The following is a 13,607-nucleotide window of genomic DNA, read 5'->3' as shown; positions in this document are numbered from 1 at the left end:
CCTGTGTCACCACCGCGGGTTCGGCCGCACGATCGGGTACCCGGCTCCTAGGGTGGCGCCGGCTCGGGCCGGGGCTGGTGTCGCCACTGTTCGGGTGGTGGTGACCTCTGGCGATTTTGCCTGAAACTGGCGTTCCTCCCGGCCGCATCTTGCGTGGAGAACGTGGCCAGTTTCAGGCAAAATCGCCCCGCGCACGACGCAACCACCTACCGCAGTGCACCCCGCGCAACCTCGCACCCCGCCGGCCCCGTCACCCCACCAACCCCACCCCGCTATCACCACCGATACCCCGGCACCGCCCCGACCGCCCACAGATTCGACACAAGAACCCGAATCGCGGAGGTTCACCGCTGACCGATCGGTGGTGTCAGAGCCAGTTGCGGCGTTTGAAGATCGTGTAGAGGGTCAGGCAGACCGCCGCCATCAGGATCACCGCGAACGGGTAGCCGAGGTCCCAGTGCAGTTCCGGCATCAGGTCGAAGTTCATGCCGTAGACCGTGCCGATCAGGGTCGGGGCGAACAGGATCGCCGCCCACGCCGAGATCTTCTTGACCTCCTCGTTCTGGGCGAGGCTGGCCTCGGTCATCTTCTGCATCTCGTCGTTCTGCGCCTGGGTGACCATGGTGGCGTTGACGGTGAGGATCTTGTCCAGCAGCTGGCGGAAGCCGTCCACGCGCTCGCCGACGGTGGTGGCGTGGTCGGCCACGTCGCGCAGGTAGCGCTGCAGCTCCTCGTCGATGCCGTACTTGTCGAAGCCCGCCTCCAGGTTGCGGAGGATGCTCAGCAGCGGCTGCGTCGCCCGCTGGAACTCGATGACCTCGCGGGTCAGCTCGTAGATGCGCCGCGACACGTGCGGTTCGGCTTCGAAGACCTCGGTCTCGATCTCGTCGATGTCGTTCTGCAGCCCGGCGATCACCGGGGCGTAGCCGTCCACCACGTTGTCCAGCACCGCGTAGAGCACCGCTTCGGGGCCGCGGCGCAGCAGGTCGGGGTCCTCCTCCATGCGCCGCCGGACCGCCGACATGTCGGGGGACTGGCCGTGCCGGACGGTGAGCACGAAGTTCGGGCCGACGAACAGGTGCAGCTCGCCGAAGCTGACCTCCTCGGCCTCGTCGACGTAGGTCGCGGCGCGCAGCACCACGAACAGCGTGTCGCCGTAGCGCTCGATCTTCGGCCGCTGGTGCGCGACGATCGCGTCCTCGACGGCGAGCTTGTGCAGGTCGAACTCGTCGGCGGCGGCCAGCAGCTCTTCCTCGGCCGGCCGGTACAGCCCGATCCAGGCCATCGTGCCGGGCTCGCGGCGCAGGTGGCGGTAGGTCTCGGCGAGGCTCGCCGGGGTCGCGACGCGCACGCCGTCGCGGTAGATCGCGGTGTCGATCAGCGGCCGGTCGGCCAGCGGGCGCTCGTCGTCGGAACGCGGGTCCATCGAGTGCTCGGGCGCTGGAGGCGCGGTGTGCCGGGACCTGCGCAGCGACCGGGGACGCCATTCGGGCACGAGAACCTCCTGGGTGTCGGGGCAGATCGGCCGGAGACCTCGCTGTCCACGCCCGGTGAGCCTACCCAGCGGTGGGCCGGGGCCGCTCTCCCGGCGCGGTGCCCGGGGGCTGCCGCGCGCCAGGTCCGCACTGTCCACCAGGGAGCGTGCCACCGCTGCAAGGGTGTCGAGGGCGGTGGTCGGAGATCACGGCCGGAACCGGGCCAGTGCTCCGGGTGGCGGTGCCGACCTCTACCATTCGGGGGTGGCCGCCTACGACTTCGACGCCTTCGAGCACTTGGACGCCTCGGCCCTGCCGCAGCGCCAGCAGCAGATCCTGGCCACGATCCAGGACTGGGTGAACCGGCACGGGTACTCGCCGAGCACCCGCCAGATCGGCGAAGCCGTCGGCCTGCGCTCGTCGTCCTCGGTGTCGAAGCACCTGAACGCGTTGGAGGACAAGGGATTCCTGCGCCGCAGCGCCACGGTCTCCCGCCCGATCGACGTCCGCGCGTTCCTCCAGCCCGCGGCGGCGCGCGACGAGTCCTCGGTGCCGGTGCCCGTGGTCGGCGACATCGCGGCGGGCGCCCCGATCACCGCCGACGAGCACCTCGACGACGTGATGAGCCTGCCCCGCGAGCTGACCGGCCGGGGCACCGTGTTCGGCCTGCGGGTGCGCGGTGACTCGATGGTCGACGCGGCGATCTGCGACGGCGACATCGTGGTGGTCCGCCAGCAGCAGGAGGCGCACTCCGGCCAGATCGTGGCGGCGATGATCGACGACGAGGCGACGGTGAAGGTCTACCGCCGCCGCAACGGCCACGTCCACCTCGAACCCCGCAACCCGGCCTACGAGGTCATCGACGGCGACAACGCCGTCATCCTGGGGATCGTGGTCTCGGTGCTCCGCAGCGTTTGAGTTGCGCGCCGGAGCCGTGAGCGCTTTGGGGCGCTCTGGCGCCCCGAAACGCTCACGGAACCTGTGCGGCTAAGCCCGGTCGAGCGCCGGGCGCTTGGGGTCGAAGGCCCAGCCCGGGAGCAGGTACTGCATCGCCGCCGCGTCGTCGCGGGACCCGAGGCCCTGCTGCAGGTAGAGCTCGTGGGCTTCGGCCACGCGGTCCACGTCCAGGTCGACGCCCAGGCCGGGGCTGGTGGGAACCTCGATGCGGCCTTCGGCGATGCGCAGCGGGTTCCGGGTGATGCGCTGGCCGTCCTGCCAGATCCAGTGCGTGTCGATCGCGGTGATCTCGCCGGGCGCCGCCGCGGCGACGTGGGTGAACATCGCCAGCGACACGTCGAAGTGGTTGTTGGAGTGCGAACCCCAGGTCAGGCCCCACTCGTGGCAGAGCTGCGCCACCCGCACCGAGCCGCTCATCGTCCAGAAGTGCGGATCGGCCAGCGGGATGTCCACCGCCCCGGCGCGGATCGCGTGGTGCAGCTGCCGCCAGTCGGTGGCGATCATGTTGGTGGCCGTGGGCAATCCCGTCGCGCGGCGGAACTCCGCCATCGTCTCGCGACCCGAGTACCCGCCTTCGGCGCCGCACGGGTCTTCGGCGTAGGCCAGGACGCCGCGCAGGGAGCGGCCGATCTCGATGGCCTCGGCCAGCGACCACGCGCCGTTGGGATCCAGGGTGATCCGCGCTTCGGGAAACCGCCGCGCCAGCGCGGTGACGACCTCGGCTTCGACCGGACCGGGCAGGACACCGCCCTTGAGCTTGAAGTCGCGGAACCCGTACCGCTGCTGCGCTGCCTCCGCCATGCGCACGACGGCCTGCGGTGTCAGGGCTTCCTCGTGGCGCAGGCGCGACCAGTCGTCGGGCTCGTCCGCCGGGGCCTGGTAGGGGAGATCGGTCTTGCGCCGGTCACCGACGAAGAACAGGTAGCCCAGCACCGGCACCTGGTCGCGCTGCTGCCCGTCGCCGAGCAGCTCGGCCACCGGCACCTCCAGGTGCTGGCCGAGCAGGTCGAGCATCGCCGACTCGACGGCGGTGACGGCGTGCACGGTGACGCGCAGGTCGAAGGTCTGCGCACCGCGACCGCCGGAGTCGCGGTCGGCGAACCGGGCGCGCACCTCGTTGAGGACCGAGCGCACGCGGGCGACCGGCCGTCCGACGACCAGGTCGGCCGCGTCGTCGAGGGTGCTGCGGATCGGTTCGCCACCGGGCACCTCGCCGACCCCGGTGCGGCCTTCGGAGTCGGTGAGGATCACCAGGTTGCGGGTGAAGTGCGGGGCGTGCGCCCCGCTGAGGTTGAGCAGCATGCTGTCGTGCCCGGCGACCGGGACCACCCGCATCGCGGTGACCACGGGCTGCTTCTGCGTCATGCGTTCCTCCGCGCAGGATTGGGGGTGCCCTCGCCCGCGATCGCGCTCGGCAGCAGGGCCGCGGGGACGTCCTGGTAGGCCACGGGGCGCAGGAACCGTTCGATCGCCAGCGTGCCGACCGAGCTCGTGCGGGAATCCGAGGTGGCCGGGAACGGTCCACCGTGGACCATCGCGTGCCCGACCTCGACCCCGGTCGGCCAGCCGTTGAACAGGATCCGCCCGGCCTTCAGCTCCAGCACGGGCAGCAGCCCCGCGGCTTCGGCGTGGTCGGCGTCGGCGGCGTGCACCGTGGCGGTCAACTGGCCCTCCAGCCCCTCGGCCACCGCCCGGACCTGCTCGGCGTCGCGGCAGCGGACCACCAGCGAGCACGCGCCGAAAACCTCCTGCTGCAGCGCGGTGTCCGAGGCGAAGCTGTCGGCATCGGTGGCCAGCAGGGCCGGTCGGCAGGTGTTCGGCAGGTCGCTCGCGGCACCTCTGGCCAGCACTTCCACGGCGGGGTGGGCCGAGAGCCCGGCCACGCCGTCGGCGTAGGCGCGGGCGATGCCCGGGGTGAGCATCGTCGACGGCGCGCTGCCGGTGACAGCCGCGGCCGCCGACTCCAGGAACGTCCGCAGACCCGGCCCGTCGACCGCGATGACCAGCCCCGGGTTGGTGCAGAACTGCCCGGACCCCAGCGTGAGCGAGGCGACGAACCCGTCGGCGATCTCCGCGGCCCGTTCCGCCAGCGCGCCGGGCAGCGGGAACACCGGGTTGGTGCTGCTCATCTCGGCGTACACCGGGATCGGCTGCGGGCGCGCTTGGGCGGCGGCCGCGATCGCCAGCCCGCCGGAGCGCGATCCGGTGAAGCCGACGGCCTGGATGCGCGGATCGGCGACCAGGCGGATGCCCAGCTCCGGACCGGAGCCGAACAGCAGCGAGAAGGTGCCGGGCGGCAGGCCGAGGTCGGCCACCGCGCCGGTCACCGCCCGCGCCACCAGCTCCGAGGTGCCCGGGTGGGCGTCGTGCGCCTTGACCACGACCGGGCAGCCGGCGGCGAGCGCGGCAGCGGTGTCGCCGCCCGCGACGGAGAAGGCCAGCGGGAAGTTGCTCGCGCCGAACACCGCGACCGGGCCGAGCGGGATTTGCCGCTGCCGGATGTCGCTCCGCGGCAAGGGCTTCCGGTCGGGCTGTGCCGGATCGACGCGCGCGCGGACCCAGCTGCCCCCGCGCACGACCTCGGCGAACAGCCGCAGCTGGCCGGTGGTGCGAGCGCGTTCCCCGGTCAGCCGGGCGACGGGGAGACCGGTTTCGCGGTGCGCGCGTTCGACCAGCGCGTCGCCGAGCGATTCGATCCGTTCCGCGATCCGCTCCAGGAATTCCGCGCGCTCGGCGTCGGGCAGCGCGCGGTAGCCCGCGAACGCTTCGCGGGCTGCGGTGCAGGCGCGGTCGACCTCGTCGGCACCGCCGTGCCCGAAGGCGGGCTCCAGCTCGGTACCGGTGCTCGGGTCGACGGCCCGGATCTTCTCACCGGTTCCGAACACCTCGGCCCCGGCGATCAGCATCTGTCCAGTGGGTCGCACGATCATCACTCCCCGGGAACGCGCTCGACGAGGTCGGCCAGCGCGGCGAGTTCGGCGTCGTCCAGATCGACCAGCGGCGACCGCACCGGTCCGGCGGGGCGCCCGATGACCCGCATGCCCGCCTTCACGATGCTCACCGCGTACCCGGCGCGCCGGTTGCGGATGTCGCAGTAGGGCAGCACGAACTCGTTCAGGTACCGGTACACCGCGGTGCGGTCCCGGTCGGTGACCGCGCGGTAGAAGCGCAGCGCGAACTCCGGCACGAAGTTGAACATCGCCGACGAGTAGGTGCTCACGCCCAGCTCCAGCAGCGGCAGCGCGAAGGTCTCCGCGGTGGGCAGTCCGCCGACGTAGGTGAGCCGGTCGCCGAGCCGGGAGTACAGGCGGGTCATCTTCTCCACGTTGCCCACGCCGTCTTTGAAACCGACCAGGTTCGCGCAGTCCTCGGCCAGCTCCGCGACGGTGGTGTCCTCGAAGACCGCGTTGGCGCGGCTGTAGAGGATCACCCCGAGCTCGGTGGCGGCGCAGACGGTCCGGACGTGCGCGGCGAGCCCGGCCTGGTCGGCTTCGGTGAGGTAGGGCGGCAGGAGCAGCAGCCCGGCGGCTCCGGCGCGCTCGGCGGCGCGGGCCATCTCCACCGCCGTCGCGGTGCCGTACCCGGCGGGGGCGATCACCGGCAGACCCGCCGGAGCCTCCCGCACGGCGGCGGTCACCACCTGCTCGACCTCGGCCGGGGTCAGCGAGAAGAACTCGCCGGTGCCGCCCGCCGCGAACAGCCCGGCCGCGCCGAAACCGCTCAGCCAGCCGATGTTCTCGCGGTAGGCGGCCTCGTCGAAGCCGAGGTCGGGCCGGAAGTGGGTCACCGGGAAGGACAGCAATCCGCTGGCGAGCTGCCGGGCCATGCCGGTGGGCGAGTACGCGGACATCAAAGATCTCCTCCGTGGGCGATTCCTGGCGACGTCGTTGCTCCTCCGCGCGGCCCGGCGGCTGGGCGGTGCGTGAGCGACTTCTTCGGATGGGCTTGCGATCGACAGTAAGGTGAGGCATCAATGCCGGTCCAACTCAAACAATGCATCTACTGATACCGGGACAGCATCGATGTTCACGCTCAACCAACTCACCGGTTTCGTCGCGGTGGCCGAGGAGCAGCACTTCGGCCGGGCCGCGCAGCGGCTGCGCATGACCCAGCCCCCGCTGACGCGGCAGATCCAGCAGCTGGAGAAGGAGCTCAAGGTCCAGCTGTTCGACCGCACCAGCCGCACCGTGCGGCTGACCCCGGCGGGCCGCGCGTTCCTGCAGGACGCGCGCCGCCTGCTGCACGAGGCGGAGAACGCCGCGCTCTCGGTGCGGCGCGTGACCCTGGGCCAGGCGGGCATCATCCGCATCGGCTTCACCGCGACCTCGGCCTACGGCGTGCTCGGCGGCCTGCTGGCCACCGTTCGCGAGCACCTGCCGCACGTGGACGTGGTGCTGCACGAGCTGGTGACCCGCGACCAGGCCGAACGGCTGTCCGGCGGTTCCCTGGACCTCGGGCTCGCCCGACCGCCTGCCGCCCGACCCGAGCTGGCGTCGCGGCTGTTCCGCTCGGAGCCGCTGCTGGCCGCGCTGCCGGACGGGCACCCGCTCGCGGCGGGTTCCGAACCGCTGGAGCTGAGCGAGTTCCACGGCGCCGACGTGGTGATGTACTCGCCGACCGAAGCGCGGTACTTCCACGAACTGCTCGTCACGGCCTTCGGCCGGGCCGGGGTGCAGCCGACGTACGTGCAGCACGTCAGCCAGATCCACACCGCCCTGGCGCTGGTGCAGGTCGGGCTCGGCAGCGCGCTGGTGCCCGCCACCGCGGCCCGGCTGCACTTCGAGGGCGTGCGCTTCCGCCCGCTGCGGCTGCCCGAACCGGATCCGGTGGAACTGCACCTGCTCTGGCGCCGCGCGAACGACAACCCGGCCCTGCACGCGCTGCTCGACCTGCTCTGACCCGTCGGCACTCAGCGGCTCCTCGCGCGGACGAGCCGCTGCGCCAGCGGGAACAGCGCGACCACGGCGAGCAGGATCAGCAGGGTGCCGGAGATCGGCCTGGTGAGGAAGCCGGTCGGGTCGCCCTCGAACAGCAGCAGCGAGCGCCGCAGCGAGGTCTCCAGCAGCGAGCCGAGGACGAACGCCAGCACCAGCGGCCCTGGTTCGAAGCCGTACTTCTTCATCAGGTAGCCGAGCGCGCCGAACACGATCACCAGCGCGATGTCGAAGGCGCTGTTGCGGACGGTGTAGACGCCCAGCAGCGTGATCAGCACCGTGATGGGCGCGAGCACCGCCGGGCGCACCCGCAGGATCTTCACGAACAGCCCGACCAGCGGGATGCTCATGATCAGCAGCAGGACGTTGCCGAGGTACATGGAGTTCACTACGCCCCAGAACAGGTCCGGGTCCTCGTCGACCAGCTGCGGGCCCGGCGTCACGCCCTGGACCAGCAGCGCGCCGAAGATCATCGCCATGGTGGCGTTGGCCGGGATGCCGAGCGTGAGCAGCGGGATGAACGACGACGTCGCCGCGGCGTTGTTCGCCGTCTCCGGCGCGGCCACGCCCTCGACAGCGCCCTGGCCGAACCGCTCCGGGTTCTTCGACCGGCGCTTCTCCACCGCGTAGGCCGCGAGCGAGGACAGCGTCGCGCCGCCGCCGGGCAGCACGCCGAGCACGAACCCGAGCACCGAACCGCGGCCGATCGCCCCGGCCGACCGCCGGAGATCTCCGCGCGACGGCCAGGCGTTGGCGACCCGCGCGGCGGCCGGCGCGCCCCGCTGCCGCTGTTCGAGGTTGTGCAGGATCTCGCCCAGCCCGAACAGGCCCATCGCGATCGGCACGAAGTCGAGCCCGTCCGAGAGCGGCAGCAGGTCGAAGGTGAACCGCTCGGAGCCGGTGAAGGCGTCCCTGCCGACCGTGGCCAGCAGCAGGCCCGCGCACGCGGCGACGACCGCCTTCACCCGGCCGCCGTTGCTGACGGTGGCGACCAGCAGGATGCCGAGCAGGGCGAGCGCGGTGTACTCGGGCGGGCCGAAGTCCAGCGCGAACCCGGCGATCAGCGGCGCGAGCACCGACAGCGCCACGATCGATGCGGTGCCGCCGACGAACGACCCGATCGCCGCGATGCCCAGCGCGGTCCCGGCCCGGCCCTGGCGGGCCAGCGCGTGGCCGTCGAAGACCGTCACCACCGACGACGCCTCGCCGGGCAGCCGCAGCAGCACCGAGGTGATGGTGCCGCCGTACTGCGCGCCGTAGAAGATGCCCGCGAGCATGATGATCGCCGTGACCGGTTCGACGTCGAAGGTCAGCGGCAGCAGGATCGCGATCGTGGCGGCCGGGCCGAGCCCGGGCAGCACCCCGACCAGCATCCCGATCACCACGCCGAGCAGGCAGTGCAGCAGGTTGGCGGGTTCGAGCACGACGCCGAACCCCTCGATCACCGGGGCCAGATCCATCGCCGCTCCTCACGACAGTGTTGGTGCGCACGGCGACCGGTGGCCTCGGGCGCTAGAACAGGTGCGGGACGGGGACTTTCAGCAGGCCGACGAACACCGCGTAGAACGCGACCACCACGCCGAGCCCGCCGAGCACCGACACCCGCCACGACTCGCGGCCGAGGAACCGCAGCCACCCGAACGCCAGCAGCGCGGCCGGGATCTCGAACCCGATCGCGGTGATCGCGGCGGCGAAGCCCGCCATGCTGGCGATCCCGGCCAGGACCGCCCAGTTCGCCGAGGACATCCGCTCCGCGTCGCTCGTCCGCCGCGCCAGCAGGCCGAGCACGACGCCGAGCACCGCGATCACGACGCTGACCAGGAACGGCCAGGTCCCGGCCGCCGGCTCCGCGGCGCTGCCCAGCCCCAGCGACCAGGAGCCGACCGCGCCGCAGATCCCGACGGCGACCACGACGAGCGCGACGACCACGTTCGCGGCGAACCCGGCCGGACGCTCCGGCTCGGCTCCGCTCACTTCGGCCCGCCGAGGTCGATCCCGTACTGCTGGGTCATGGCGCGGTAGCTCTCCAGCGAGCTGCTCCACTCCTGCGCCACCTGCGCGCCGTCGACCTCGTGCGGCGTGAGCAGGTTGTCCTCGTTGAACTTCCGGTAGCGCTCGGCGGCGAAGGTGGCCTGGAACGCCTTGCGCAGCCGCTCCACCCGCTCCGGCGGGGTGCCCTTCGGCGCGACGATGGCGCGGAACTGCGACACCTTCACGTCGTAGCCCTGCTCCACCGCCGTCGGGGTCTCCGGCAGGTACCGGCTGCGCTGCGCGGCGAAGGTGGCGATCGGGGTCAGCGAACCGGCCTCGATCTGGGCGATCGCCTCGCCGAGCTGGACGGCGGCGACGTCGACCTGGTTGCCGAGGACCGCGGTCATCGCGGGCGAACCGCCGTCGAAGGGAACCGCGGTGCCCGCGATCCCGGCCTGCTTGAACAGCAGTTCCTGGGACAGCTGGCTGCCGGTGCCCACGCCCGTCGTGGCGAACTTGAGGTCGCGGCCCGCCCTGGCCAGGTCCGGCACCGAGCGCAGGCCGGAGGCGGCGTTGGCGACGAGCACGTAGTCGTCCTGGGAAATCCCGGTGATGACCTCGAAATCGTTGATGTCGACGGCTTCCTCCGGCGCGACCGCCAGCGGCGTGATCGAGGTCAGCGACGCGTTGAGCACCAGGACGTGCTGGCCGTCCGGCTGCTCGCCGGCGAGTTCGTTCGCGGCCAGCGCCCCGTTGGCACCGGGCGTGTTGACCACCGGCATCGCGACCCCGAGGTCGTCGGCGGCGCCGTCGGCCAGGGCGCGGCCGATGAGGTCGGTGCTCCCGCCGGGGGCCTGGCCGACCAGCATCGTCACCGGGCCGCTGGGGAACTCCGCGCCGCCGCTGGACAGGTTGCCCCCGCACGCGGCGAGCGGCAGGGACAGCGCGGCGGCGAGCACGGGCGGCAGAACTCTTCGGCGGGCAGGGGATTTCGACGTCACGCGGGGCTCCTTCGGTTCGAGGCGGCCCACCGCCGCGCTGTGAGCGCAGTCACGGTGTCGAACGCTCGGCAGCCTAAGTTCGCGTCCGATGCGTGTCCAAGGTCGATTCGGTATCGAGTGATACCGCCCGCGCATCGCCACCCGAACCCGCCCGTCACCCGGGCCCTGGTCAATTTCGTACGAAATTGACCGTCACCCGGGTGAACGTCAATTTCGCACGAAATTGACGCCCCGCCTGCGTTGGCCGGGGCTTCGATGCGGGCTGGGTATTGATCGATGTTCATTCGGTGTTGGACCGGAATCGGTGCGCCGACTTAGTGTCCTGGTCACTGCGGAGTGCTCCGCAGCGACCGGGAGGACACCGATGTCTGACACCGCAACAGCTTCCACCGTCGGGCGGGCAGGTGCACCGACCAGCCGCCGACGCATCCCGACCCGCTACCTGGTCCTGTCGCTGATCTTCATCATCACGGCGCTCAACTACGCCGACCGCAGCAGCCTGTCGATCACCGGCACCAGCCTGCAGGCCGACCTCGGCTTCGACAGCGTGCAGCTCGGCTACATCTTCTCCGCGTTCAGCTGGGCCTACGTGGTGGGCCAGCTGCCCGGCGGAATCCTGCTCGACCGCTTCGGCGCCCGCCGCGTCTACGCCCTGAGCCTCGCGCTGTGGACGGCGGTCACCGCCGCGATCAGCCTGGTCGGGCTGATCACCACACCGGTGCTGGTGTCGGTGGCGATCATCTTCGCGCTCCGCCTCCTGCTGGGCGTCTTCGAATCGCCCGCGTTCCCGGCGAACGCGCGGGTGGCCACGGCCTGGTTCCCGACGGCCGAGCGCGGCCGGGCGACCGCGGTGTTCAACTCCGCCCAGTACTTCGCCACCGCCCTGTTCGCGCCGCTGATGGGCTGGATCACCCACGAGTTCGGCTGGCGGTGGGTGTTCGTCCTGCTGGGCGTGCTCGGCCTGGCGCTGGCCGTGGTCTGGCTGCGCTGGATGGACTCGCCGCGCAACCACCCGCGGGTCACCCCGGAGGAGTTCGAGACGATCAGCTCCGGTGGCGGGCTGGTCGACCTGGACGCCCCGAAGACCGCCGAGGACCGCAGGCGCACCCGGCTCGACCGGCGCACCATCGCCCAGATCTTCGCCACCCGTCCGCTCTGGGGCCTCTACCTCTCCCAGTACTCGGTGAACGCGCTGACCTACTTCTTCATCACGTGGTTCCCGGTCTACCTGGTCGAGGGCCGCGGATTGTCCCTGCTGGAGGTGGGTTTCGTCGCGGCGCTGCCCGCGCTGTGCGGGTTCGCGGGCGGCCTGGCGGGTGGTTTCGCCTCCGACGCCCTGCTGCGCCGCGGTCATTCGCTCACCTTCGCCCGCAAGCTGCCGTCGGTCATCGGCATGACGCTGGCCACCAGCATCGCGCTCTGCAGCATCACCGACAGCAGCGCGCTGATCGTGGCGATCATGACGCTGGCCTTCTTCGGCAAGGGAATCGGCTCGCTGGGCTGGGCGATCACCACCGATCTCGCGCCGCCGCAGGCCACCAGCTTCGTCAGCTCGACGATGAACGCGTTCGGCAACATCGCGGGCATCGTGACGCCGATCGTCATCGGCTACACCGTGCAGGCCACCGGTTCCTTCGACGTGGCGCTGTGGTTCGTCGCCGCGCACGGGGCGCTGGCGCTGGTCGGGCTGGCCGTGATGGGCACGATCAAGCGCATCCGGTTCGACGAACCGCGATGAAGTCCACATCGGACGGTGAACGGGAGAGGGAGCTCATGACCGAATCGGCAACGCTGGACCGGATCACCCGCGTGGAGATCTCCTCGGTGACGCTGCCGCTGCCCGCGGCGATCAGCGACGCCAAGGTGCTGACCGGGCGGCAGAAGCCGATGACCGAGGTGGCGATGCTGTTCGCCGAGATCACCACGGCCAGCGGTCTGGAAGGCATCGGGTTCAGCTACTCCAAGCGCGCGGGCGGCCCCGGGCAGTACGCGCACGCGCGGGAGATCGCCCCGGTGCTGATCGGCGAAGATCCCAGCGACATCGCCAAGATCTGGGACAAGCTCGTCTGGGCCGGAGCCTCCGTGGGCCGCAGCGGGTTGTCGGTGCAGGCGATCGCCGCCTTCGACGTCGCGCTGTGGGACCTCAAGGCCAAGCGGGCCGGACTGCCGCTGGCGAAACTCCTGGGCGCGCACCGCGATTCGGTGCGCTGCTACAACACCTCCGGCGGTTTCCTGCACTCACCGATCGAGGAGGTCGTGGAGCGCGCGGCGGAGTCGGTGGCCGGTGGCATCGGCGGCATCAAGATCAAGGTCGGCCACCCGGACAACGCCGTCGACCTGGCCCGGGTGGCCGCGGTCCGGGAGGCGGTCGGCGACGGCGTGGCGCTGATGGTCGACGCCAACCAGCAGTGGGACCGCCCCACCGCGCGCCGCATGTGCCGAGCCCTGGAGCCGCTGAACCTGGTGTGGGTCGAAGAACCCCTGGACGCCTACGACTTCGAGGGCCACGCCGTGCTCGCGTCGACCTTCGACACCCCGATCGCGACGGGGGAGATGCTCACCAGCGCGGCCGAGCACCGCGAGCTGATCCGCGCGGGCGGAGCCGACATCGTCCAGCCCGACGCCCCGCGGGTCGGCGGCATCACCCAGCTCCTGAAGGTGATGTCCCTGGCCGACGACCGGAACCTCCAGCTGGCCCCGCACTTCGCGATGGAGATCCACATCCACCTCGCGGCGGCCTACGCCCGCGAATCGTGGGTGGAGCACTTCGAATGGCTCGACCCGCTGTTCGACGAGCACCTCCGGATCGAGGACGGCCGGATGCACCTGTCACCGCGCCCGGGGCTCGGGGTGACGATCAGCGACCAGGCCCGGGCCTGGACGGTCGCCCGGCACGAAGAGCGCGCCTGACACGGCTACGGTGTCCGGCATGGACAGCGTGGACGGGATCCGGGACAGGTTGCGCGATTTCGCGGCGGCGCGGGACTGGGAGCAGTACCACACGCCCAAGAACCTCGCGATGGCGCTCAGCGGCGAGGCCGGCGAGCTGGCCGCCGAGCTGCAGTGGCTCGACGGCGCCCCGGGACCGGTGGCGGGACCGCTCAAGGAGCGGTTGGCCGACGAGGCGGCCGACGTCCTGATCTACCTGATCAGGCTGGCCGACGTCGCGGGCATCGACCTCGTCGACGCCGCCAACGCCAAGATCGACCGCAACGAGACGCGGTTTCCCCCGACCGGGTCGTGAGTGCGCAGCAGCGGGCGGACGCTGT

At 71.5% G+C, this 13,607-nt stretch carries 12 protein-coding genes; 5 read left to right on the top strand and 7 right to left on the bottom strand.

What is annotated here, in order from left to right; translation table 11 throughout:
* Positions 1-367: 367 nt before the first annotated feature.
* Positions 368-1,495: a magnesium and cobalt transport protein CorA gene (locus OU416_RS25560; protein WP_270929555.1), complete on the bottom strand. Its 1,128-nt coding sequence runs from the start codon at positions 1,493-1,495 to the stop codon at positions 368-370.
* A gap of 244 nt (positions 1,496-1,739) precedes the next feature.
* On the opposite strand from OU416_RS25560, the gene lexA reads away from it, so the two are divergent.
* Positions 1,740-2,393: a transcriptional repressor LexA gene (gene lexA / locus OU416_RS25555; RefSeq protein ID WP_270929554.1), complete on the top strand. Its 654-nt coding sequence runs from the start codon at positions 1,740-1,742 to the stop codon at positions 2,391-2,393.
* 69 nt (positions 2,394-2,462) lie between these two features.
* Here lexA and gudD read toward each other — a convergent pair whose 3' ends face one another.
* The 3 genes from gudD to kdgD are packed head-to-tail and all read right to left on the bottom strand — an operon-like array spanning position 2,463 to position 6,282.
* A complete protein-coding gene (gene gudD / locus OU416_RS25550; RefSeq protein ID WP_270929553.1) occupies positions 2,463-3,797 on the bottom strand; it encodes a glucarate dehydratase in 1,335 nt (444 codons plus the stop codon).
* A complete protein-coding gene (locus tag OU416_RS25545; RefSeq protein WP_333779656.1) occupies positions 3,794-5,356 on the bottom strand; it encodes an aldehyde dehydrogenase (NADP(+)) in 1,563 nt (520 codons plus the stop codon). Before OU416_RS25545 ends, gudD begins: the two co-directional genes overlap by 4 nt.
* Before the next feature lie 5 nt (positions 5,357-5,361).
* Positions 5,362-6,282, bottom strand: a complete 921-nt coding sequence (gene kdgD / locus OU416_RS25540; protein ID WP_270929552.1) for a 5-dehydro-4-deoxyglucarate dehydratase — start codon at positions 6,280-6,282, stop codon at positions 5,362-5,364.
* Between the two features lie 172 nt (positions 6,283-6,454).
* On the opposite strand from kdgD, the gene OU416_RS25535 reads away from it, so the two are divergent.
* Positions 6,455-7,330, top strand: a complete 876-nt coding sequence (locus OU416_RS25535) for a LysR substrate-binding domain-containing protein (RefSeq protein ID WP_270929551.1) — start codon at positions 6,455-6,457, stop codon at positions 7,328-7,330.
* An 11-nt stretch (positions 7,331-7,341) separates the two neighbouring features.
* Here OU416_RS25535 and OU416_RS25530 read toward each other — a convergent pair whose 3' ends face one another.
* The 3 genes from OU416_RS25530 to OU416_RS25520 are packed head-to-tail and all read right to left on the bottom strand — an operon-like array spanning position 7,342 to position 10,338.
* Positions 7,342-8,826 (bottom strand): tripartite tricarboxylate transporter permease, encoded by a 1,485-nt coding sequence (locus tag OU416_RS25530; RefSeq protein WP_270929550.1) that lies wholly within the window; start codon positions 8,824-8,826, stop codon positions 7,342-7,344.
* Between the two features lie 52 nt (positions 8,827-8,878).
* Positions 8,879-9,340, bottom strand: a complete 462-nt coding sequence (locus OU416_RS25525; protein WP_270929549.1) for a tripartite tricarboxylate transporter TctB family protein — start codon at positions 9,338-9,340, stop codon at positions 8,879-8,881.
* Positions 9,337-10,338, bottom strand: a complete 1,002-nt coding sequence (locus tag OU416_RS25520; RefSeq protein WP_270929548.1) for a tripartite tricarboxylate transporter substrate binding protein — start codon at positions 10,336-10,338, stop codon at positions 9,337-9,339. Before OU416_RS25520 ends, OU416_RS25525 begins: the two co-directional genes overlap by 4 nt.
* 364 nt (positions 10,339-10,702) lie before the next feature.
* Between OU416_RS25520 and OU416_RS25515 the strand changes: the two genes are divergently transcribed.
* Genes OU416_RS25515 through OU416_RS25505 form a run of 3 tightly spaced genes read left to right on the top strand, consistent with a single transcriptional unit; the run spans position 10,703 to position 13,582 of the window.
* A complete protein-coding gene (locus OU416_RS25515; protein WP_270929547.1) occupies positions 10,703-12,076 on the top strand; it encodes an MFS transporter in 1,374 nt (457 codons plus the stop codon).
* Positions 12,077-12,111: 35 nt separating this feature from the next.
* Positions 12,112-13,248, top strand: coding sequence for an L-talarate/galactarate dehydratase (locus OU416_RS25510; protein ID WP_270929546.1), 1,137 nt, complete (start codon positions 12,112-12,114; stop codon positions 13,246-13,248).
* Between the two features lie 19 nt (positions 13,249-13,267).
* On the top strand, positions 13,268-13,582 hold the full coding sequence (locus tag OU416_RS25505; RefSeq protein ID WP_270929545.1) for a nucleotide pyrophosphohydrolase: 315 nt from the start codon (positions 13,268-13,270) through the stop codon (positions 13,580-13,582).
* Positions 13,583-13,607 lie beyond the last annotated feature (25 nt).

It is taken from the genome of Saccharopolyspora indica, from assembly GCF_027853965.1.
Taxonomy (GTDB): Bacteria; Actinomycetota; Actinomycetes; order Mycobacteriales; family Pseudonocardiaceae; genus Saccharopolyspora; species Saccharopolyspora indica.
Note: the sequence above shows the minus strand (reverse complement) of the source record. Positions and strands in the feature narration are given on the sequence as shown.

Bases quoted from the DNA above. Each gene is read 5' to 3' on its own strand.
- OU416_RS25510 (WP_270929546.1), top strand. From the start codon at position 12,112: ATGACCGAATCGGCAACGCTGGACCGGATCACCCGCGTGGAGATCTCC.
- OU416_RS25535 (WP_270929551.1), top strand. From the start codon at position 6,455: ATGTTCACGCTCAACCAACTCACCGGTTTCGTCGCGGTGGCCGAGGAG.
- OU416_RS25515 (WP_270929547.1), top strand. From the start codon at position 10,703: ATGTCTGACACCGCAACAGCTTCCACCGTCGGGCGGGCAGGTGCACCG.
- OU416_RS25530 (WP_270929550.1), bottom strand. From the start codon at position 8,826: ATGGATCTGGCCCCGGTGATCGAGGGGTTCGGCGTCGTGCTCGAACCC.
- kdgD (WP_270929552.1), bottom strand. From the start codon at position 6,282: ATGTCCGCGTACTCGCCCACCGGCATGGCCCGGCAGCTCGCCAGCGGA.
- OU416_RS25505 (WP_270929545.1), top strand. From the start codon at position 13,268: ATGGACAGCGTGGACGGGATCCGGGACAGGTTGCGCGATTTCGCGGCG.
- gudD (WP_270929553.1), bottom strand. From the start codon at position 3,797: ATGACGCAGAAGCAGCCCGTGGTCACCGCGATGCGGGTGGTCCCGGTC.